The sequence below is a fragment of the Roseibium hamelinense genome (assembly GCF_007830545.1).
Classification (GTDB): Bacteria; Pseudomonadota; Alphaproteobacteria; order Rhizobiales; family Stappiaceae; genus Roseibium; species Roseibium hamelinense.
Window position 1 is genome coordinate 182,301 of the sequence record NZ_VLLF01000004.1, and the last position, 22,063, is coordinate 204,363.

The 22,063-nt window shown below is 55.5% G+C and carries 19 protein-coding genes; 10 read left to right on the plus strand and 9 right to left on the minus strand.

Features of this window, described 5'->3' with window-relative positions:
* The first annotated feature begins 3 nt into the window (after positions 1-3).
* Together JM93_RS10140 and JM93_RS10145 are read left to right on the plus strand one after the other, a co-directional pair.
* Entirely contained in the window at positions 4-384 is a 381-nt protein-coding gene (locus tag JM93_RS10140) for a hypothetical protein (RefSeq protein ID WP_145342929.1), read from the plus strand.
* A 205-nt stretch (positions 385-589) separates the two neighbouring features.
* The gene (locus JM93_RS10145) at positions 590-2,266 is read left to right on the plus strand and encodes a thiamine pyrophosphate-binding protein (RefSeq protein ID WP_145342931.1); all 1,677 of its coding nucleotides are present in this window, start codon (positions 590-592) and stop codon (positions 2,264-2,266) included.
* 3 nt (positions 2,267-2,269) lie between these two features.
* Here JM93_RS10145 and JM93_RS10150 read toward each other — a convergent pair whose 3' ends face one another.
* The 3 genes from JM93_RS10150 to JM93_RS10160 form a co-directional block, all read right to left on the minus strand.
* Positions 2,270-5,062, minus strand: coding sequence for a bifunctional acetate--CoA ligase family protein/GNAT family N-acetyltransferase (locus JM93_RS10150; protein ID WP_155197527.1), 2,793 nt, complete (start codon positions 5,060-5,062; stop codon positions 2,270-2,272).
* A gap of 32 nt (positions 5,063-5,094) precedes the next feature.
* Entirely contained in the window at positions 5,095-5,925 is an 831-nt protein-coding gene (locus JM93_RS10155) for a universal stress protein (RefSeq protein WP_145342933.1), read from the minus strand.
* A gap of 163 nt (positions 5,926-6,088) precedes the next feature.
* Positions 6,089-7,282, minus strand: coding sequence for an acyl-CoA dehydrogenase family protein (locus JM93_RS10160; RefSeq protein ID WP_244300802.1), 1,194 nt, complete (start codon positions 7,280-7,282; stop codon positions 6,089-6,091).
* A 306-nt stretch (positions 7,283-7,588) separates the two neighbouring features.
* Between JM93_RS10160 and JM93_RS10165 the strand changes: the two genes are divergently transcribed.
* The 3 genes from JM93_RS10165 (at position 7,589) to JM93_RS10175 (ending at position 10,690) form a co-directional block, all read left to right on the plus strand.
* Entirely contained in the window at positions 7,589-8,602 is a 1,014-nt protein-coding gene (locus tag JM93_RS10165) for a C4-dicarboxylate TRAP transporter substrate-binding protein (protein WP_145342935.1), read from the plus strand.
* 76 nt (positions 8,603-8,678) lie between these two features.
* Positions 8,679-9,323 (plus strand): TRAP transporter small permease subunit, encoded by a 645-nt coding sequence (locus JM93_RS10170; RefSeq protein WP_145342937.1) that lies wholly within the window; start codon positions 8,679-8,681, stop codon positions 9,321-9,323.
* The gene (locus JM93_RS10175) at positions 9,320-10,690 is read left to right on the plus strand and encodes a TRAP transporter large permease (RefSeq protein WP_145342939.1); all 1,371 of its coding nucleotides are present in this window, start codon (positions 9,320-9,322) and stop codon (positions 10,688-10,690) included. Before JM93_RS10170 ends, JM93_RS10175 begins: the two co-directional genes overlap by 4 nt.
* Positions 10,691-10,757: 67 nt before the next feature.
* On the opposite strand, the gene xseA is transcribed toward JM93_RS10175, so the two are convergent.
* Complete coding sequence (gene xseA / locus JM93_RS10180; protein ID WP_145342941.1) at positions 10,758-12,326, minus strand: exodeoxyribonuclease VII large subunit; 1,569 nt, start codon at positions 12,324-12,326, stop codon at positions 10,758-10,760.
* A gap of 173 nt (positions 12,327-12,499) precedes the next feature.
* Between xseA and JM93_RS10185 the strand changes: the two genes are divergently transcribed.
* The 3 genes from JM93_RS10185 (at position 12,500) to JM93_RS10195 (ending at position 15,601) form a co-directional block, all read left to right on the plus strand.
* The gene (locus JM93_RS10185; RefSeq protein ID WP_145342943.1) at positions 12,500-13,261 is read left to right on the plus strand and encodes a 16S rRNA (uracil(1498)-N(3))-methyltransferase; all 762 of its coding nucleotides are present in this window, start codon (positions 12,500-12,502) and stop codon (positions 13,259-13,261) included.
* A gap of 113 nt (positions 13,262-13,374) precedes the next feature.
* The gene (locus tag JM93_RS10190; RefSeq protein ID WP_145342945.1) at positions 13,375-14,748 is read left to right on the plus strand and encodes a glutamate--cysteine ligase; all 1,374 of its coding nucleotides are present in this window, start codon (positions 13,375-13,377) and stop codon (positions 14,746-14,748) included.
* 85 nt (positions 14,749-14,833) lie between these two features.
* Positions 14,834-15,601 (plus strand): hypothetical protein, encoded by a 768-nt coding sequence (locus tag JM93_RS10195; protein ID WP_145342947.1) that lies wholly within the window; start codon positions 14,834-14,836, stop codon positions 15,599-15,601.
* Positions 15,602-15,678: 77 nt separating this feature from the next.
* Here JM93_RS10195 and JM93_RS10200 read toward each other — a convergent pair whose 3' ends face one another.
* On the minus strand, positions 15,679-16,002 hold the full coding sequence (locus JM93_RS10200; protein WP_244300803.1) for a DUF1127 domain-containing protein: 324 nt from the start codon (positions 16,000-16,002) through the stop codon (positions 15,679-15,681).
* Positions 16,003-16,145: 143 nt separating this feature from the next.
* Complete coding sequence (locus JM93_RS10205) at positions 16,146-16,439, minus strand: DUF1127 domain-containing protein (RefSeq protein WP_145342952.1); 294 nt, start codon at positions 16,437-16,439, stop codon at positions 16,146-16,148.
* Positions 16,440-16,568: 129 nt separating this feature from the next.
* Between JM93_RS10205 and JM93_RS10210 the strand changes: the two genes are divergently transcribed.
* Positions 16,569-17,444: a LysR substrate-binding domain-containing protein gene (locus JM93_RS10210; protein ID WP_145342954.1), complete on the plus strand. Its 876-nt coding sequence runs from the start codon at positions 16,569-16,571 to the stop codon at positions 17,442-17,444.
* A gap of 124 nt (positions 17,445-17,568) precedes the next feature.
* Positions 17,569-18,450 carry a LysR substrate-binding domain-containing protein gene (locus JM93_RS10215; RefSeq protein ID WP_145342956.1) on the plus strand — a complete coding sequence of 294 codons (882 nt, stop codon included), beginning with the start codon at positions 17,569-17,571 and terminating at the stop codon, positions 18,448-18,450.
* A 5-nt stretch (positions 18,451-18,455) separates the two neighbouring features.
* On the opposite strand, the gene JM93_RS10220 is transcribed toward JM93_RS10215, so the two are convergent.
* From JM93_RS10220 to JM93_RS10235, 3 genes are all read right to left on the minus strand, one after another.
* Positions 18,456-19,370 (minus strand): DMT family transporter, encoded by a 915-nt coding sequence (locus tag JM93_RS10220; protein WP_145342958.1) that lies wholly within the window; start codon positions 19,368-19,370, stop codon positions 18,456-18,458.
* Between the two features lie 715 nt (positions 19,371-20,085).
* Entirely contained in the window at positions 20,086-21,225 is a 1,140-nt protein-coding gene (locus JM93_RS10230; RefSeq protein ID WP_145342962.1) for an alpha-hydroxy acid oxidase, read from the minus strand.
* 17 nt (positions 21,226-21,242) lie between these two features.
* The gene (locus JM93_RS10235) at positions 21,243-22,049 is read right to left on the minus strand and encodes a FadR/GntR family transcriptional regulator (RefSeq protein WP_145342964.1); all 807 of its coding nucleotides are present in this window, start codon (positions 22,047-22,049) and stop codon (positions 21,243-21,245) included.
* Positions 22,050-22,063 lie beyond the last annotated feature (14 nt).

Sequence of the window (22,063 nt, forward strand, 5' to 3'; positions counted from 1 at the left end):
GCCGTGAACGAGCATCCCGGACTTAAAAAGATCAGGCTGAACCTGGCTCGCACGAAGGAGTATCCAAACGGCTCGGCGAGCCATGGGTATGAGTTTACCGCGCCGCTTGATGACACGGGCCACATAGACGCCGCCGTTTGGAAAAAAGAGCGGGATCACTGTCGTGTGCGCCGCTTTTGGGGCGATGAAGAGGAGGAGATCGGTCATTTGGTTCATCGGCCAGGCGGCTCCTGGGCGTTCCGATACGACATTGAGGGCGATGACGACGACGAAGCTGGCTACCGGTTCGGCATACATGCCTTCAATCCCGGAGAGTATGTCTCAATCAAGGATGAAGATGGTGACCTTTACACATTTCAGGTTGTCACGGTTCAGGCCATTTGAATATTCCGCATGCGCTGTAAAATCCGGGCTTGCCCGGCTTTTTTGTTTCATTATGATTTGGAATGATGTCATTGCAAAAAAGCCCGAGGTGAGTTGTGACGCGGGTGTCTTACATCGCGTATAAAAGCAGCTGTTGCTTGCGTTTTTAGAGTGTCTCAGGCTTCAAGCTTAACAATCCGAGCCGGAATGATCAGGAGTTTCTGGAATGAATGCGACGGCAAAATCAGGTGGACAGCTGCTGGTGGATGCGTTGGGGCACCACGGCGCGGACCGTGTATTTTGTGTTCCTGGCGAAAGCTACCTTGCTGTCCTTGATGCACTGTATGATGCCAGTATTCCTGTGACCGTCTGCCGCCAGGAAGGCGGTGCAGCGATGATGGCTGATGCGCATGGCAAGCTCACCGGTCGCCCTGGGATTTGCATGGTGACCCGCGGGCCTGGTGCAACCAATGCAGCGGCTGGCGTTCATGTCGCGGCGCAAGACTCAACACCAATGATCCTGTTCATCGGCCAGATCGAGCGCGGTATGCGCGAGCGCGAAGCATTTCAGGAAGTCGACTACAGGCAAATGTTCGGCGGGGTTGCCAAATGGGTCGCGGAAATCGACCATGCGCATCGTGTGCCGGAGTTTATCTCCCGTGCGTATCACGTTGCGACATGCGGTCGACCGGGACCCGTGGTATTAGCCTTGCCAGAAGACATGCTGGTGGAAACCGCCAGCGTAGACCAGCCGGACCCTTGGGTGCAGGTCGAAACGCATCCAGGTCTGAATGTCATGTCGGATTTGCAGAAACGTCTCTGGGCGGCAAAGCGGCCGATCGCCATTTTAGGCGGTAGTCGCTGGTCGGTGGAGGCGGTGAGCGCATTCAGCCGATTTGCCGAACGGTTTGATCTTCCAGTTGCCTGTTCCTTCCGCCGTCAGATGTTGTTCGACAACCTTCACCCCAACTATGCCGGCGATGTGGGGATTGGTATCAATCCGATGCTTGCGGAGCGGATAAAAGCATCGGACTTGATCCTGCTGGTTGGTGGCCGGCTTTCAGAGATGCCCAGCCAAAGTTACACGCTGCTGGACATTCCTCAGCCGTCTCAACCTTTGGTGCATGTGCATCCGGATGCGGAGGAACTTGGGCGGGTATACCGTCCTGCTCTGGCAATTCATGCTAGCCCCACCGCGTTTTGCCGGGCTGTAGAGGGGGTGCAGCCGAATCCCGAGGCAACGACCGGCAGCTATGCTGAAGCCGCTCATGCCGACTATCTGGCCTGGTCTGGAGCACGACCTCAAACACCTGGCCAGCTTCAAATGGCCGGCGTGATGGACTGGATCGAATCTCATGTCGCCGAGGACGCCATCTTTACCAATGGTGCAGGGAACTATGCAACTTGGCTGCACCGTTTTCACCGGTTCCGCAAATATGGAACGCAAGCGGCGCCGACATCGGGTTCCATGGGCTACGGCCTGCCGGCGGCCGTTGCTGCCAAACTGGCATTTCCAGACAGGACTGTTGTGTGTTTCGCGGGCGACGGCTGCCTGCAGATGACCATGCAGGAGTTCGGGACCGCCTGCCAGGAGCAAGCTGCCATAATCGTTTTGGTCATCGACAACGGCATGTACGGCACAATCCGGATGCACCAGGAAAAGCACTATCCGGGCCGGTCGTCAGCGACAACTCTAGTCAATCCGGATTTCGCGGCGTTGGCAAAGGCCTACGGCGCGCATGCGGAAACCGTTGAGAGAACCGATGCATTCGGGCCGGCCTTTGAGCGTGCGTTGGCATCTGGAAAACCGGCGTTGTTGCACCTCAAGATTGATTCGGAAGCGATTACGCCGATGGCCTCCCTTGCGCAGATCCGTAAGGCGGCCGAGGCTGCGACGGCATAACGGTCAGACATCTTCTTCCGGCATTCCAGCCACTTCCAAAACCACCTCGGAGATCCCCGGGTCATCCTGAGAGGTTTTGACTGAAAAGCCGAGTGCCTGACACATCGACAACATGGAGGTGTTTTCTTTTAAAACCTCTCCATGCACGCTGGATATGCCATCGATCTTTGCATAGCGGATGATGAGCTTCATCAAGGCCCAACCTAAGCCGTAGCCTTTCAGGTCTGATCGCACCATGACTGCATATTCACCGGTTTGGTGGTCGGGATCTGCATGCAGGCGCACAACACCCAAAAGATCACCGGTATCCGGATCCAATGCGGCGAATGCCATTGCGCGCGAATAGTCGAGCTGAGTCAGACGCGCCAGGAACCTGTGCGAGAAGTCTCTAACAGGTGCAAAAAAACGAAGACGCAGATCATCCGGCGCAATTTTCTCGAAAAACTCGCGAAACAGCTCTTCGTCTTCGGGTCTCACAGGACGAACAAAAACGCTGGTTCCGTTTTTAAGCTGCAGTGTTTGCTCCCATTCTTTCGGATAGGGGGCAATAGCAAGCCTTGATTTGCCAGTGCGGCCCGGATGTTCAACCGGATGGCCTAGGGTCATCCTGGCATCCAGGCCCAGGATACCACTTTGCTGGGCAACGATCGGATTGATGTCCAATTCAATGATTTCCGGAATGTCGATTGCGATTTGGGAGAGTTTCACCAAAGCGAGCGCCAGGGCGTCACGGTCCAGCTGCGGGCGGGCACGGCCACCATCCAACAGCTTTGATATCCGTGTTCGGCCGATTAGTGCCTGCGCCAGATTAAGGTCCAGCGGAGGCAGCTCAATCGAAATATCCGCGCTGTCTTCAACGGATGTACCGCCATGGCCGAATACGATGACCGGCCCGAAGGTTGGCGTATCCGCAAGCCCCATGAAAAGCTCAAGACCATGCCGGTCCTCAAGCATCGGATGAACACTCACCCCTGCAATCTCAGCGTCAGGGAACATCTGACGCGTTTGATTGATCAATTCAAATGCCGCTGCTTCAACCGAATGCGGATTTTCAAGTCCGAGCCGGACACCGTCTATGCGGGATTTGAAAGGAAGATCCGGGGAGATGAGCTTCACGACACAATGGCGGGCCGCATCAAAAAAACTGGTCGCGGCCTCGGCAGCCTCTGCTGGTGTTTTGGCCAGGCGCGTGGCGATGACCGGGATCTGATAGGCCGACAATATCGCAGCGACATCTTCCGGAGACAGCCAGGCTTTTCCAGCACTTAGGGCTCTGGTAACAATCGCGCGCGCACCTTCAACATCGGGTATGAAATCTGCCGGTAGGCTCGGCGGTGCGGCCATCAAGAAGTCCCGGGACCGGGCGTCCTGCGCAATATGCATGATGCTGTGAACTGCCTCTGCCGGGCTTCCAAAGCACGGGACCTTTGCTGTGTCGAGGTCAGCACGCAACTCCACGCTTGCGCCAATCAACCCAGCAACCACAGCTTTTTTTCGGCCGGTCCGCCGCTTGTCGGCGGTAGCCGCTTCTGCAATTGCCCGTACGGTCTCGTCGATTGGTGAAAACAGACTTGGTGCCTGCAACACCAGCACTGCGTCGACGGCGAGATCGGCAAGAAGCGCCGTTATAACAGTCTTGAGGTTCTCGGCTGAAACGTCTTCCGAAAGCACAATTGGTGAGGCCGGGGTCGGAACTCCACCCTTGCGCATCACAGGGGCGAGACCTTCCACGGTATCCGGGCTTAAAGCAGCCAGTTTTCCGCCCATGTCTAAGAGCCTGTCAGTAGCGAGACTAGCGAGGCTGCGGCCGTTTGCGACCACTGCGAAATGTTCGCTCTTGGAGATACGGACGCGGGACAGTGTCTCAACGGCTTCGAACATTTCATCGAAATCCGAAACCCGCATCATACCGGTCCGGCGAAAGACGGCTTCATAGACCGCATCGGGATCCGCCAGCCGGCCTGCATGTGTGCGGCCGGTGCCGGTTAGGTCACGGCTGCGTCCGGATCGGATCGCAATGACTGGCTTTCCACGCGCCGCAGCCCGGGCCGCTGACAGGAATTTGCGTGGAGAGGAGACCCCTTCGATATGCATCAGGATGGCGCGGGTACGGTAGTCTTGTGCGAAATAATCGATCAGATCGCCAGTGTCCGCGTCCATGCGCGCACCGAGAGATGCTACAGCTGAAAAGCCGACGCGATGGGTTTCCGCCCAGGCAAGCGTTGCGTTCAAGACCGCGCTCGACCGGGCGATAAAGGCAACATCACCGGCGGAGGGTGCGCTTGCTGTGGTCAATATGTTCAGGCCAATGGCAGGGATTGCGAGCCCAAGACTGCCTGGTCCGATCAACCGGAGGCTCTTGTCACGTGCCGCCTCGCGACATGCCTGCATTAGGTCTTCAGGCCAGTCTTCAAAACCTGGCGACCAAAGAAGGACAGCGCGCGTGCCTGCGTTTGACAGCTGGGAAATTGTTTGAGGCATGTCGGCTGTCGGCCCGAGGCAAATGGCCAAGTCCGGAGGAGATGGGAGCGCATCAATCGACTTAAAGGACGCAATGCCGTCCAGTTTTTTTCGCAAGCCGACGGCGTAAACCGAACGCTTTTCAATGTTGGATTGGAGGACCGCAACAAGTTTTTCAGTTGCGGAGGGGGCGTGCCGGGAGGGGCCGAGGAGAGTGATTGATTTGGGAGCGAAGAAGCCTTCCAGATTTCGAACAGTCACTGTGCCCTCGCTATCTATCCATTCCGCAACTAGGCGGCAGTCAGACGTGCATGCCGGCCCTCCGTTGGCCGACATGCATCCTCCCAAGCAGGATGCAGCGCGGTGTTTTAGTGAGCCATCAAAACGGGAACTGTCATCGCCCCCAAAATTTCCCGGGTCGCGCCGCCAAACAAAAACTCGCGCATCCTGCTATGACCGTACCCGCCCATCACGACAAGATCATTGCCGTTGTCAGACACATAGTTCAGCACAGTGTCAGCAACACCGGTCTGTGGGTTTGTAATCACGTCGATTGTTACATCCATGTTGTGCCGGGCCAGATAAGTCGCAATGTCTGCACCGGGCTGGCCGTGATGGGGGTCGCTCTTCTGGATGACGAGGACGGTCACCTTTTTGGCCTTTTCCAGCACTGGCAGCGCCGCATGAATGGCCCGTGTAGCCGTTGAGCTTCCGTCCCACCCGACAAGAACATGCTCCGGCTGGTAGGTTTTCACACCGATATAGGGCACCAGCAGAACAGGAACGCCACTCTCGAAAAGGACTGTTTCAATGAGGAGTTCGCGCATCGGCTCCGGAGTGTCCGGATTGGCCTGGCCGATTACGACAAGATCGGTTGGTCTGCAATGCTGCATGACGCCCTCAAGAGGGCCGCCAGTCAGGACCTCGGCAATGCGGCTTTCAATCTTCGTACCCGACAGCCGGGCAAGTTCATCGAACTGTTTCTGAGCCTCTTTGGCTGCCCCCATTGCCTGTTCGTGGGCTGCTTCAAGGTAATCCACCGGCATCGGCGCCGCCGCAAAAGCTGGCACAACGGGTTCAAACGCGATCGCCAGACCGGTGACATGGGCATCGAATTGTCTGCCGAGCTCCAGCGCATATTTCGCGCCTGCCTGAGAGCCGGCCAGATCTACAATTGTCAAAATATCCTTGAATGGCATAGCCTTACCTCCTGTCAGAGCCAAAAATCTGGCCCGCGATTTCCGCCCGCGCTTGAAACCTATGCCCGGTGTGCAGTGTTGGCTTTGACCGTAGTCAATCTGACATTGCTGCGGAAGCACAATGTGAAAACTCCCGATCCTGGCGCTGAGCGGGTGAGGGAGGTCAGAGCGCTTTCAGGGTCTCCCGAGCGATGATCAGCCTCTGGATCTCGGAGGTACCTTCATAAATTGTCGTGATCCGCGCATCACGGGCGTACCGCTCAAGCGGATAATCCTTTATGTAACCGGCTCCGCCGTGCAGCTGAAGGGCGGTGTAGGTCGCCTTCTGGGCGGCTTCGGATGCGAATAGTTTAGCCATTGAGGCTTCTTTGGAAAACGGTTTGCCTGCGTCCTTAAGTGCTGCGGCTTGAAGAATGAGCAGACGGGCTGCCTCCAGCTCGGTCTCCCGGTCGGCAATCATCCACTGGATACCTTGCATGTCGGCAAGCGGGCGCCCAAACTGTTCGCGTTCTTTAATGTAGGTCTTGGCGGTGTGCATTGCTTTGCGAGCAATGCCGAGGGCAAGCGATGCGACGCCGATTCGGCCGCCGGACAACTCGCCGACAGCAACACGAAAGCCGTCATTTTCGGCGCCCATCATCGCTGTTGCGGGGACGCGGCAACCGTCGAAGACAACTTCGTTTGTTGCCGAGCCGGTTTGCCCCATTTTCTTTTCTGCCTTGCCGATGATCAAACCGGGTGTGCCTGCCTCCACCAAAAAGCAAGAGATGCCTTTACCTTTCGGCGCGTCCGGATCGGTAACCGCCCAAACCACGAAAACACCGGCATATTCCGCGGATGAAATATAGAGCTTTGTGCCGTTCAGAACGTAGTGATTGCCGTCCTTGACTGCTCGGGTTTTCATCGCAGATGGATCGGATCCGGCGCTTGCTTCTGTAAGGCAAAATGCGCCAGCCGGGTATGTCCCATCGGTTAACTTTGGCAAATAGTAGGCTTTCTGATCTTTAGAGCCGACGGCCTGTATCACCTCACCAACCATATTTGTTACGGAGACTGTCACTGTTGTGGCAGCGCATCCGCCGGAAAGGGCTTCGATCGCGAGAGCGAAGCTCACCGTGCCCGCTTCCGTTCCCCCATAGTCAGCAGAAACGTTCAGACCCATGAAGCCATTTTCTGCAAGTGTCTTGAGATTCTTGAGCATCACTTCCCGTCCGCCGCCCTGGTCCAGGGCATCGGCATTCGGTTCCAGCAAATCAGCAGACAGACGCAGTGCCGTGTCGGCAATGAGTTGATGTTCCCCTGTTGGAAAGAAATCCATATTTTGATCCTGATACTCTGGCGGAGACGAATGGGACATTCAGTCCCCTCAATTCCCACGTACATTACAAAAAAAATCCGGAATACAAGTTTTTATCAGCATTCAAGTGTCTTTCTGGAGGTGACATTGTCCCGGTATGCCCGGTTTTTGAGAAATTTGTTTCTAAGCTCTGCGGTACAAAACCTGCACGGATTTCGGGCAATCGCGTCAGAATCTAACAAATAGTGTTGCATCAACGGGTTGGACCGCGGCATGTTCGGATCTGGTCACTCAGCGTTTTTGCGTATGTCCCGAGCGGACCGTGAAAGCGTAGAACCACAAGACAGAAGATCTGGGAGGATCGAAATGTTTACTTTTAAATCCGCAACCGCAGCATCGGCAGCCGTGCTTGGTCTAACGTTTGCCTGCCCTGCCTTTGCTGCTGACGTCACCTGGAACGTCTCGCTATGGGGTAAGCAGCGTGCTTTCACCGAGCATGTTGAAAAGCTGGCGGAAGAGGTTTCAGCGCGCACAGACGGTGCTTTCGAAATCAAGCTGAATTATGGTGAAGCCCTTTCCAAGTCCCGTGAAAATCTTGACGGCATTTCTTTTGGTGCTTTTGAGATGGCTCAGTTCTGCGCGTCGTACCATGCCGACAAAAATCCATCCCTTACGGTTCTTGAGCTTCCGTTCCTCGGCGTTTCCGACCTTGAGACAGAAGTAAAGGTGTCGATGGCGCTCTACGATCATCCGGCAGTGCAAAAAGATCTGGCACGCTGGAATGCCAAGCTGTTGATGCCGTCGCCAATGCCGCAGTACAATTTCGCAGGCAAGGGCGATGTGCCGACATCGATTTCCGATTTTGACGGCATGCGCGTTCGCGCGCTGGGCGGCTTGGGTCAAATGATGGAAGCCGTTGGTGCTGTGCCGACATCGGTGACCGCATCTGAAACCTATCAGGCGATCGACTCGGGCACTGTTCAAGCCGCAGGCTTTGCTCCGCATGCGCATATGGCATTCAATACGATTGAAGCCGCCAACTGGTGGACGGCCAATCTCAATCCGGGCACAGTTCATTGCCCGGTCGTTGTAAACATGGACGCCTATGCAGCTCTGTCGGACGAGAACAAAGCTGCTCTCGATGCGTCGGTGCAACCGGCTTTGGACCACTATCTGGCCAACTACAACGCGCTCTACGACAAGTGGTGGCCGGCTTTGGAAGAAAATGGCATCACACAGGTTGAATTCTCGGAAGAAGAGCTCGCCTCTTTCCGGGAAAAGGCGGGCCCGATCTGGGAAGCTTGGCTGGAGGAGCAGTCTGGTGCCGGCCTTCCGGCGCAAGAGCTTCTTGATCTGGTGAATTCGACTATCAACGGCTGATTTAGAGCCTGCTTGAACACTTTTTGCCCCCCGGCGTGCGTCACGCCGGGGTGGTTTCATTCGGGGCTGTAAAACAATGATTGCAACTGGTAGCAAGGGCGCACCGGATCCGGACCGTCCTGAGACCTACATCAAATTCAGCGGTGCGCTGGGCCATGTCGAAAACGCTTTTAACATGATGGCCGCTGTTTCCATCCTCGCATTGATGCTGCTGGCAGTGGTGCAAATCCTCGGACGTCTGTTTTTCAACACACCGATTCCCGGTTTCATAGATATCACCGAGCAGGTCATGGCAATTTTTGCGTTCGCCGGCGTTGCTTATTGCCAGCGTGTCGGTGGCCATATCCGGATGGAAATCGTGATCGGCGCGCTAAAAGGTCGGGTGTTTTGGCTATCCGAAATGATTGGCGTCATTATTATTGCGTCGGTTGTCGCTCTGCTTGTTTGGGGGTCTTGGTATCACTTTCAAAGATCCTGGACCTTTGGAGACAGCACTATGGATATCGGGCTGCCAACTTGGCCGTCCAAGCTGATTGTTCCCGTTGCGCTCAGTCTTTTATTGATGCGTTTGTTGCTACAGATCTACGGCTATGCGCGCCTGGTTGCAAACCCCGATCGTGAGCCGGTCGATGTGCCCGTGGTTCAAGACGCCAGCGAGCACGCCCAACATGAAATCGAAGAAACAATGGGTTCTGACACAAACGCGGGAGGCAGAAAATGACCCCGTTTGATGTTGGTTTGATGATGACGGGCGTTTTGCTCGTGCTTGTCGTGATCGGAGTGCGCGTCGCGTTTGCCGCAGCTTTTACCGGTATGGTTGGATTGATCCTCCATTTTTCCCTGATGCAGGGATTTGAACGGGGTTTTTTCACCGCCATCAAAATGGCTGGAACAATCCCGCACTCTAAATCGGTCACCTATGCGCTCTCGGTGCTGCCGACATTCATTCTGATTGGGTTTCTGGCTTTCTATGCCGGGTTTACCAAGCAGCTTTTTGAAGCGGCGAAGCGCTGGCTCGGCTGGCTGCCCGGTGGAATGGCGGTCGGAACAGTGTTTTCAACCGCTGGCTTTGCCGCTGTGTCGGGCGCTTCGGTTGCGACGGCAGCAGTGTTTGCCCGGGTTGCGATTCCCGAAATGCTGGAGGCCGGTTATTCAAAACGCCTGTCTGCAGCGGTCGTCGCCGCTGGCGGCACCTTGGCATCGCTCATCCCGCCTTCAGCAATTCTTGTGATTTACGCAATCCTGGTCGAGCAGTCTGTTGGCAAACTGCTGATCGCAGGCTTTTTGCCCGGCGTTTTCTCGGCGTTGGTTTATGTTGGGATCATCGTGGCGATTTCCGTCTGGCGCGGCGACGCGCCGCCGACCCGCAAATACACCTGGGGCGAACGGATTGCCTCGGTTCCCGGAACCCTGCCAATCATCGCCGTTGTCGGCATTATTTTCTGTTCGTTCTTCTTCGGGCTGGCGACACCCACCGAAGCTGGGTCGCTTGGCGCTTTTGTGGTGCTGTGTGTCGCGCTGATCAATGGCATGAAGTTTAAGCAGCTGGGACAAGCGCTCCATGAGACTGCGAAACTGACCGTAATGATCTTTACGCTGATCTGGGGCGTGTTGGTCTATGTCCGGTTCCTCGGTTTTGCCGGTCTGCCGGAGGCGTTTGAACAGTTCATTGTCAGCCTTGAAATGTCACCCTGGTTGATCCTGATTGTCATCCTGCTTGCCTATGCTGTGCTTGGCATGTTTATGGATGCGATCGGTATGCTGATCCTCACACTGCCAGTGGTCTATCCCGCGGTGATGGCGCTAAATGGCGGCGAAACGGTTTCGGCTGCTGACAGTGCGTTCGGCATGTCGGGTGAGGCTTGCGCGATCTGGTTCGGCATTCTGGTGGTTAAAATGGCCGAGCTGTGCCTGATCACACCGCCGATCGGTCTCAATTGCTTTGTCGTGAGTGGTGTGCGTCCCGACATTCCGGTGCAGGAAGTGTTCCGCGGCTGTATCCCGTTCTTTATTGCGGACGTTCTGACGATTGCGGGCTTGCTGGCTTTCCCGTCAATCATCACTTTCCTTCCAGAGCTTATGGGATAGCTAACAAGAAAAGGCCCTGCAGAAACAGCGGAGCCTTTTTCGGTCTGTGACGCGCCTGAAGGGGATTTCAGAAAAGTGAACCTTGGCCTTCCGGTTTGGATGGCTGTGAGGTGGCTTTTTTCGTTTTCGATTTCGGATGAGATTTTCCCGGAGGGATGCCGGCTGCAACGGCTCCGAATGATCCATCCGAAACCTCAATCGACAACGCCATGCCGGACGAAACGTCTTCGGTTGACTGGATCGGTTGCCCCTTGTCATCCCGCACCACGGCATAGCCCCGCGCGAGCACATCCTTGTAGGAGAGCGATTGTAATAGGCCGCCGACGGCTTGCAGACGATCCCTTTCGCGGGAGATCCGACCGTCAAGGGCCCGGACCAGTCGGTCGGACAGGCCGCCCAGACGCTCCGTGTTGACCAACATCTGCTGGGACAGGCGCGACGGTGTCAGCCGCGCGGCAACAGCGTCGAGACCCTGGCGTTTTTGGCTGATTGTTGTGCGCAGCGCGCGGTTTTGGCGATCCGCCTCCTGAAGAAGCCTTTCCTTGGCCTGCCTGGTCATTCGTGTCAGCAGATATGGCGCATGCCGGGCTGCCGCATTTTGATAGGCCGTGCGGTGGTGCCTTGTGTTGACAATCAAACCGCGCTCGAGCCCGTTGGCCGCCGTGTCAAACCGTTGTTGCGGCAGCGCCAGAAGATCCCGCAAGGCGGGCAGGGCTGCACCTGCTGCGCGCAATTCCGTCCGCCGGTTGGACACCAGTCGATTGAGACCGGACAACAGCCTTCGGGACAGATCGTCTGTCATACCCATCAAATCGGCCTTGACCGGCACCGCGATTTCGGCCGCCCCAGTAGGCGTCGGTGCGCGGACATCGGCAGCAAGGTCAATCAAAGTCCAGTCCGTTTCGTGGCCGACGGCTGAAATCAAAGGAATATCGCTGTCGGCGGCAGCACGCACCACCGCTTCTTCATTGAACCCCCAAAGGTCTTCGATGCTGCCGCCGCCGCGGGCCACGATCAGCAAATCCGGGCGCGCGATTGGGCCGTCTTGCGGCAATGCGTTGAAGCCGCGGATCCCGTTGGCGACCTCGGCGCCGGAGGTTTCCCCTTGAACGCGAACCGGCCAAACCAGCATATGGAGTGGAAACCGGTCCGAGATCCGATGCAGAATATCGCGGATGACTGCCCCAGTCGGTGAGGTGACAACGCCGATCACGCGGGGCAGGCCGGGAAGGCTTTTTTTCCGCCCCGAAGCAAAAAGGCCTTCAGCGGTCAGCTTCTTCTTGCGCTCCTCCAGAAGCGCCATCAGCGCGCCGGCACCAGCCGGCTCCAGCGCGTCAATCACCATCTGGTATTTGGATTGCCCTGGAAATGTGGTGATCTTACCAGTTGCGATGACCTCAAGACCCTGTTCGGGCTGGATCTTCAGCTTGGATGCAACACCGCGCCAGATGACACCGGATAGCACCGCGCGGTCGTCTTTTAGGTCCAAATATATATGTCCGGACCCGGGCCGGGAAATCCGACCGAGTTCGCCGCGGACGCGCACATATCCGAATGTGTCTTCCATAGTTTTCTTGATGGAAAACGAGATCTCGGAGACCGAGAATTCGGCGACGTTCGACTTAGCTTCGGACACGGATGATTCCCTTCAATTTCAAACGGAAGGTGCCGCCGCAGGGGCAGCTGGTCAAGCGGTCAGTGTGCCGCTAGCACCCTTAAGCGATGCAGGACGCGGAAGTTGGCATTTGGCCAAAGCAATTTTAAAAAGGGGCGTTGAAACCGCGCGGCGCAATATGCATTTTGCCGGTCATGGCTAAATATGAATTCAAATTGCAAAGACTGTTTCTGCGTCATGTCCTGGCCGCAGATGCCCGGGTCGAGGCGGATCGCAGCCAAGCAAACTATTTGTTGAACGTCTTGCGATTGAAGACCGGGGACCGTGTCCTTGTTTTCAATGGCGAAGACGGGGAGTGGCTCGCCGCGATTGAGGCGACCGGCCGAAAGGCCTGCACTATGATACTGGAACGCCAGACTCGCCCGCAAACCGCAAAAAATGACCTTCACTATCTCTTCGCGCCGCTCAAACAGGCGCGGCAGGACTATATGGTCCAAAAAGCTGTGGAGATGGGAGCTGGCACCATCGCACCGGTGATGACGCAGCATACACAGATTTCGAGAGTCAATCTTGAGCGCATGGAAGCAAATGTGATCGAGGCTGCCGAGCAGTGCGGTGTGCTGTCTGTGCCTGATGTGACCCGGATGAAGAACCTGAAGGACGTGATCGGTGCGTGGGCGGCCGATCATCCAGGTCGGCGCTTGTTGTTTTGCGATGAGGGGGAGGAGACACACAATCCATTGCCTGCGCTGGCGTCATTGGCAGAGCAGGACGTGAGACCTCTCGCTCTTTTGATCGGTCCGGAAGGAGGCTTTTCCGAAGAAGAAAGGTCTTTGCTGCGGTCCCAGGCCTTTGTCGTACCTATCCCGCTTGGGCCTAGAATTTTGCGGGCTGATACGGCGGCTGTCGCGGCTTTGGCCATCATCCAAACCACGTTGGGCGATTGGACGCGTTGAGCACATCGGCAGGCGGAACGTTGCTTGCTTTTTGGACCGTTCGGGCCTAAATGCAGCCGACGTTCCTATCCGTATGGTTTGGACGCTTCGAAAGAGCTTGAGGGAAGGTTTGCATGGCGCGCGACACGGTAGATGCAAGACCGGTAGACACTATCGCCGCGTTGGCCGAAACGCTCGCGGAAGGCTGCAAACCAGAGTCCGATTTTCGGATTGGCACAGAGCACGAAAAATTCGGGTTTCATACAGATGATCTAAGCCCTATCAGCTATGAAGGCGCTTCGGGGGTGGAAGCCGTGCTCACCGGCATGGAGCAGCTCTTGAAGTGGGAGCGGATCGAAGATGCGGGCAAAATCATCGGTCTTGCCGATCCAACGGGCGGCGGAGCCATCTCCATTGAGCCGGGCGGACAGTTCGAGTTATCGGGTGCGCCGCTCGAAAGCTTGCACCAGACCTGCCGTGAGGCGAACTCACATCTGGCGCAAGTCCGACAGGTTGCGGAGCCGTTGAAAATCGGGTTTCTCGGGATTGGAATGACTCCGGATTGGCAGCGCAAAGACATACCGGTGATGCCTAAGTCCCGCTACGAAATCATGACCAACTACATGCCGAAGGTTGGCTCACTCGGCCTTGACATGATGTACCGGACGTCGACCATTCAGGTGAACCTCGATTTTTCTTCTGAAGCTGACATGGTCAAAAAAATGCGTGTCGGGCTCGCGCTGCAGCCAATCGCGACCGCCATGTTTGCCAATTCACCTTTTACTGATGGAAAGCCGAACGGGTTCAAATCGTTCCGTGCACAAATCTGGACTGATACCGACAGAGATCGCACCGGCGACATTCCTTTTGTTTTTGACGAGGGGTTTGGGTTTGAGCGCTATGTCGAGTGGGCAATTGATGTGCCTATGTATTTCGTGAAACGCGGCACCACCTACCACGATGTAACCGGCACCACGTTCCGTGAATTTATGAACGGCGGCCTCAGGGGCCGGATTGAAAGCCCCGAGCCAACGGTAGGGGATTGGGACAATCATCTGTCGACGTTGTTTCCCGATGTCCGGCTGAAGAAATTTATTGAGATGCGCGGTGCCGACGGCGGGCCATGGCGGCGTATTTGCGCGTTGCCAGCCCTTTGGGTCGGCCTGCTTTACAATCAGGATGTTCTTGATGCGGCGTGGGAGCTCGTAAAGGACTGGACACAGGACGAGCGGGCCGCCCTTCGGGCCAGGGTGCCAAAGGATGCACTGCAAACGCCGTTTCGGTCAGGCACCGTCCTGGACATTGCCAAAGAAATGCTCAAACTCTCCCAGGAAGGCCTGAAACGCCGGGCAATCATGAGCGACGGCGATCTTGATGAACGTGTTCACCTTGCGCCGCTAGAGGAAAGTTTGGCAGCCGGCTTGTCACCGGCTGACGTTTTGTTGAAACGCTATGAAGGCGCATGGAACGGTGATTTGGCCAATCTTTACAGGGACTATGCCTATTGATGCGTTTCGGGCAATCTGCCGTGAGTTGACGTCGCAGCTTTGACAGCCGATCATCAGCCTAGCGCAACGCATACCGGCAGGGCACATGTCTGAATTACAAAGCAGCTCGTTTCCGTTCAATCTTGCTGCAATCGCCGAAGATATGAACTCGCGGTTCGGCTGGCAGTCCAAAGACATGCAAGCCGCGATGCAACAGCTGCTTCCGGCGGCTCAATCTGGCTTCGATTTCTTCAGCAATACGAATAAGAATCCGTTTGCAGGCATGATGCCCGGGCTGCAGAGCAACGCGGCGGTTCCGACTATCTTTTCTGCAATCGGCAACAACAACACTGACGGATTAATGATATTCTTCGGTCCGGAACCAATTCGGTCCGCAGTTGCCGAGCGCATTTCAGGAATAACTGGACTGCAGCAGGACGCCATCAAAGAAGTCATGCCCATCGCCGCGGCGCTTGCAATGGCCAAGCTGACGCGGCCCTACTTGCCCGGTCAGGGGCAGGAGATGCTAGACGCCTTCATGCGAGGCTTCGCCCGGGGGCGTCCCAAGCCAACACCACATCCTTCTGATTTTGTCATGCAGTATGGGCAGGCCGTGCAGTCCTTTTGGCAAGGCTTCCTTCAACCCATGGTCACGGCAAATCCCGAAACCACCGAGATAGGAATCGCGGAGGACAAAGAGGAGTTCGAGCTTGAAGAGCAAGCGCCAGAGCCCGGCACACCTGACCAGAAAAGTGATCTCGATACCTTCTTAGCCGACTGGATGACGGCAGGCCGTTCAATTCAGGCGTCACAATTTGAAGCTTTCGATGAGTTTTTTGCCAAAACAGCTGAAGATTTGAAGTCATCCAAATAAAAAAGGCCCGCCGGGGGCGACGGGCCAAGTGTTGTCAGCGAGGCTGCTGACGGGGCTGCGGTTAGATGCGTTATCTGCTAAGCTGCGCGTGCAGGTGTGTACTTGAACTGATGCGGTTTTGCGCGCTCCTCGCCGTTAACAGGCGTATGAAAAAACCCGGAAGGCGGGGTTGCCAGCCGCCGTTCATCGGCCCAGCCGTTCAGGACTGCTGCCGTATTGCTCCAAAGCGGCAGACGCAACGCGTGGTGAACATCAGCGCGTTTCAATCCGATATCGCATAACTGATCATCGCTCAGCTCTGTGAGGCGTGTCACCTGGCGGCGGTTTTTCACAATGCGGGTCACGCGTGTCAGAGCTTCGGAGAGCGCTGAAATGCTTGCGAAAAAGGTTACATGTGACATGGCGTAAGCCTCCATTGAGCCGGCAAAGAAATTGCGGACACCGCATGTTTGTCTGCCGATTGGTCGGGACGTCTTAAATATGCTGCAGACGGTTGTATTATTCCAACGAATGTTCTTGATGTGATTGATCTATTGTTGTGAAGTTACGCGGCGTGGCCGAATTTTGCTGTGCAACCGACACATACGGCCTGCTTTTTCAATTGAGTGGGCTTTCTGGTGACAGCCTGTGTTTTGCAAGCTGTCTGATGCCAGGCTGCTCCTTGTGAGCGCCCGTTCTTCACCGAATGCTCAATACTTGACCGTGAAACACCAATGTCTGCCAATTCTCGACTTGCCAGGCGCAGCAAATCCTTCTGTGCTTTGCGTTCGGTGCTCCAATGTTTCAGAGCCTGCCCAGTCTCGCAGGCAAAGACGTGTAGTTCAAAAAGCCAGTTCATTGTGGTTCTCCTGAGTAGGTTGAGGGTAAAAAAGGCTCAACCGCTTGTGCAAAACGTAGGAGAGTAAAATAGATTGCACAAACGAATGCTTTTAATGATATTGATCGACATTATTGATGAAAGGCACTCATGCTAGATCTCGACCAACTTCGCACCTTTGTCGCCATTGCCGAGAGCGGTAGCTTCACCAAGGCTGCCGAGGTGGTTCATAAGACGCAATCTGCGGTCTCAATGCAGATGCGCCGATTGGAAGAGCGCATCGGGCGTCAAATCTTCGTCCGCGATGGCCGGGTCTCCAGACTTAGCGAACACGGAGAAAAGCTGCTGCATTACGCGCGCCGGCTTGTGCAGCTCAATGATGAAACCCTTGCCGCATTTGATGAGACCGAAGTGTCCGGATTTGTGCGCTTAGGAACGCCGGATGACTATGCAGACCGTTTTTTGCCGGAAATCCTCGCGCGTTTTTCCAGGTCGAACCCGAAGGCAGAGGTGAGCGTTGTGTGTGCGCCAACCCCCAACCTCTTCGAGCTGGTGAAGCAGGATGAGCTGGACGTGGCGATTGTCACGCACGTTTGGAAGAAGGGGCGGCAGTTGCCGGAAATCATCCGGCGGGAGCCTCTGCTTTGGGTCGCTTCCGCGCGTCACGCGACAGAAAATGATACGCCTTTGCCGCTGGCTTTGGGGCGGGCAACCTGCGACTGGCGCAAAGCGGCGATGCAAGCCTTGTCCTCTATGGAGCGCGAAACGCGGCTGCTTTATTCAAGCTGGAATTCGACCGCCGTTGCAGCGGCTGTCCTATCTGGCCTCGCCGTATCCGTTTTGCCTGAATCAGCATTACGGCCGGGGATGCGCGTTTTATGCGAATCGGACGGGTTTCCGAAATTGCCCGATTGTGAAATCGGTGTTCTCAGATCATGGCGCCAAAACGCAAGAGTAACGGAAGCGCTGGTGGAACATATTGTTTCGTCACTTGACAATCTATCGGTTCCTCAAGCTGCAGAGTGAGGAACTTGAATATATACTCTGGATTGTAAATGGCGGAATTGTTACCTTCGGCTTCATGTTGTAGAACCATACGTCATACGACCAGTATCGGTCTTTTCGCTTTCTTCCCTGATGGCAGTTTAAAATGTCCTACGCATTGGATATCGACCAACTAAGAACATTCCTCGCCATCGCGGAGCTCGGCAGCTTCACAAAAGCAGGCGAAGCAGTGCACAAGACGCAATCGGCGGTGTCCATGCAGATGCGCCGCCTGGAAGAACGCGTGGGCCAGCCGATATTCACGAAGGATGGACGCCAATCCCGTTTGACCGAGGATGGCATCCGGCTCGTCGAATATGCGCGCCGAATGATCACCTTGAACGATGAAACACTGTCTGCCTTCAACGGCCGGGGTGAAGTGGGACAAGTGACGTTCGGCGTTCCGGACGATTATGCCGACCGGTTGCTTCCGGAGGTGCTCGCCGCCTTTAATCGTCTGAACCCGTCGATCGAGGTCAATGTCGAATGCGCGGCCAGTTCCGTGCTGGTCGGGAAGATCAAGAATAATGAGATTGATGTTGCCATTGTTACGTCAGGTGACATGACTGACATGATGGGCGAAATAATTCGTCGCGAGCCCTTGCATTGGGTGACATCTTCGAGCCATTGCGCACATACCATGGAGGTTGTGCGCCTTGCGCTGGGTCCGGTCAGTTGCTCTTGGCGGCGCATGTGCATGGAAGCTCTCGACCGTGTGGGACGCCGGTATTCTATTGCATATGTCAGTGCGAGTGCATCGGCTTTGGTCGGAGCGGTTCAGGCCGGGTTGGCAATTACCGTATTTCCGGAAAGCGCCATTCGTGACGGTATGCGAATTCTCGATGAGAAAGACGGATTTCCGCCACTTCCGACCTGCGATATTACAATGTTGCGCTCAAATACGGCCATCGATCCAATGCATGATGCGTTAAGCAACCACATTGTTGCCGCGATCGGCAATGTCGGTGTTCAGCTTGCCGCGGAATAGGCCACCTAGCGGCGAAGCATCAGAACATTTCCAAACAGGACAAAAGCCAAGCCGACCAGCGCTGGGAACGTCCAAACATATCCTTCAAAGAGTGTCGAGACGCTGAGAGCGACGACTGGAAAAAGTACTGTTGCATAGCCTGCGCGGTCAGATCCGATCCGGCCTAGCAGTGTTAGGTAAGAGCCAAATGCGATCACTGAAGCGACAATCGCAAGATAGACAAGGCCGCCGAGGTAGGCTGGTGTCATATCGACTGCAAAACTGTCGCCCGACAGCCAAGCGAACAGACCCAAAAGAACCGCGCCATAGAACATCCCCCAAGTGGTGGCGGAGGCAACTCCGAAACCCTTTTTTTGGGTTGAGGCTGAAACCATGTTGCCAAGGCAAAAGGACAACGTTCCTAGGACACACAATCCAAGGCCGATCGCAGCCTCTACACTGGTCGATGTTCCGTTGATTTGCGGCCAAAACATAAGCGCTACGCCGCAAAATCCCAAGCATGCGGCAAGGAGGGCGGTACGCGAGACACTTTGCCGGAATAGAATAAACCCGAGCACCATGTTGAAAATCGATGCTGTCGAAAAAAACACGGCAAGAAGGCCAGATGGAACCGATTGCGCACCGTAGTAGAACAGAGTGAAATTAGTCGAGAAAATAAACAGCCCGAGGGCTGCAAAGCGAATATGGGTCTTTGGTGGGAACAAGAGACGGTGGCCCTTTGCTGCGCTCCAGGCAAACATGACGCTCGCAGCTAGAACAAACCGCCAAAATACAGAGACTTCCGGCGGAACGGAGCCGACCTGCCACTTCATTGCGATCCAGCTAAAGCCCCAGGCAAAAACGGTAATGGAATAAAGAGTGTAGTCAGTTGTGGTCAGGCCGGGCCTGGGGGAACTGGGGAGCGCGGCAGTAACCGACATTGCGTTTGCCTTTTTCGATTTTCAAGGTGCACACATTCGCTCCAGCTAAAGTTCAATTCAAACGATAGTTCGTGATCTATCAATCAGATTTTGTGATGGTTCGCGCTGGGATGGATTGTAGCCGTATAGCCGTCCCGATACGCTGCGCATATGGAAGGCGGTGTCAGAACATGAATGTTTTTATTGAAGCTGCTCAAGGGCATACTTTGTTTGTAACCAAAAAACGACCATTCCAGTGCTTGGCTCCCAATTACCAGGTAGAAACGGCCATTTGAGGAAAAAAGCGTCCCGTCAGGTAGGGCTTCTGAATATTCAAAAAGGGATCCGTGGGCAGTGCGCTCTTGGTGGAGAACGAGGTCCATCTCATCAGCGGTGAGGACGGTTTGCTTCTTTTGCCCGGAAGAAAAAGCACTGGCAAATTGGTTCGCTTGGGCCCGCCGGCACTCGAAACAAGGCCGATGACCGCAAGCAAGGGCCGTTGCCTCGTCGAGAAAGAACAACTCCGTGTAGCTCTGGCCCATGACGGTCCGGTGGCGTTCCTTGAAAGACAGAACACAGCAGATCCAACGCTTGGAGGCCCATCGTCTTGCTGTCAACGTTTTGCTGTCAGGGTGGTGGATCCTGCCGCCCCGATTGCCCATAAACAGGCCGCGTGCTTTGACAGACCGAATGGTTCCGTCAGGCTGTACGCGGTTTTGCAGGGGAGTTGGGCGGCTCATTTCAGGATCAAATTGTGGCGCCCGACATCGTGAATGTCCGTCTCCCCAGACAATCCCATGGTGACATCCAGTTCCTTGTGCATGATTTCGAGGGCCTTGGTCACACCGGCTTTTCCCATAGCCCCCAGACCGTAAATGTAGGAGCGGCCGATAAATGTGCCCTTGGCCCCCATTGCCATGGCTTTGAAAACGTCTTGTCCAGACCGGATGCCGCTATCGACGTGGATCTCGATCTGGTCCCCGACCGCATCAACAATATCCGGCAGGATGTCATATGATGCGAGCGCCCCGTCGAGCTGGCGACCTCCGTGATTTGAAACAACGATTGCGTCAGCGCCGAGGCCTGCTGCTATTTTTGCATCTTCGACATCATTGATGCCTTTCAGGATCAGTTTGCGGTCCCAGTGTTTCTTGACCCAATCGACTGACGACCAGTCGAGTGTCGGGTCAAACTGGCTGGCCGTCCATTCCGCAAGAGAGGACATATCAGCCACGCCCTGGACGTGGCCGACGATGTTGCCAAAGTCTCGCCGCTTGGTTTGCAGCATTTGCCAGCACCAGCGCGGCTTGAACAAGAGATCTATTAAAACGGCCGGTGTTGGCTTTGGTGGAGTGCTAAGACCGTTCTTGATGTCCCTGTGACGCTGCCCGAGGACTTGCAGGTCAAGGGTGAGCACCAGAGCCGAACAATCGGCGTCCTTTGCGCGTTTCATCAAGGATTCAGAAAAACCGCGGTCGCGCATGACATAGAGCTGGAACCAAAAGGGACTGCTTGTATGTGCTGCGACGTCTTCGATAGAACACACGCTCATGGTGGTGAGTGTGTATGGAACACCGAAGTTTTCGGCGGCCTGTGCCGCGAGGATTTCCCCGTCTGCGTGCATCATCCCAGTCATGCCAACAGGCGCCAAGGCCACCGGCATGGAAACATCCTGGCCGATCATCTGCGTTTTGATCGAGCGATTGTCGATGTTCTTGGCAACGCGTTGGCGCAGTTTTTGCCGCTGAAATGCATTTTCGTTGTCGTGATAAGTGCTTTGCGTCCACGATCCCGTATCGGCATAGTCGTAGAACATTTTTGGTATGCGTCGCTTTGCAAGCCGTTGCAGGTCTTCAATGCACGTGATCGCTTCCATCGACTTCCCCCAATTGGTTATTCTGAGTGCCCTTTTGCAGAGCTCGCGGATATTGCTTCTGCTGTCGGTTCACGTGATTTGAGCCGCAGCTCTGACAGAGCCTGACGTTCGCTCATGCGTTTGGTGTCTTCAATTGCCGCTTTGACGTAGTTGATGTGATTCTCAGCCGCATTGCGCGCGGCTTGCGGTTCGCCTGCCTTGATTTTTGCAGCGATTTCATTGTGCTGACGTAGTACCTCCCGGCGTGCGGTCGGGTGGTTGTAGAGCTGCTCCCTGTTATAGAAGACCCCGTTTTTCAAAAGCTTGTAACAGGCCCGCAGGCTGTGAAGCAGGATGGTGTTGTGGGCCGCCTCGCCAATCGCCTGGTGGAACTCAACATCGAGGAAAGCTTCCCGCTCATGATTCAGGTCGTCGAATGCCACCTGCATGGCACTTGTCAGATTGTCGATGATTTTAATGTCGGCATTGGTGGCGCGCTCGGCTGCATAATAAGCCGCCAGGCCTTCAACATCCCGCCGGTATTCCATGTAATCTGCAATGGCCACGGGATGCCGCTCAATCAGGGCCGTAAGCGGATCCGAAAACAGCGGGCCGACCACATCCGCAATGAACGTACCGCCGCCCTGCCGGCTGACAACAAGTTGCCGGTCCTCAAGAATTTTGAGCGCCTCGCGCAAGACGGGACGTGAAACATCCAGATCGGCAGAAAGATCGCGCTCAGGCGGCAGCCGGTCTCCAGATGCTAAAACACCTTTCAAAATCAATTTCTCTATCTGCGCGACAACGGCTTCCGCGGTCCTGTGATGTTCGATTTTCTGAAACATGACTGCATGCGCCC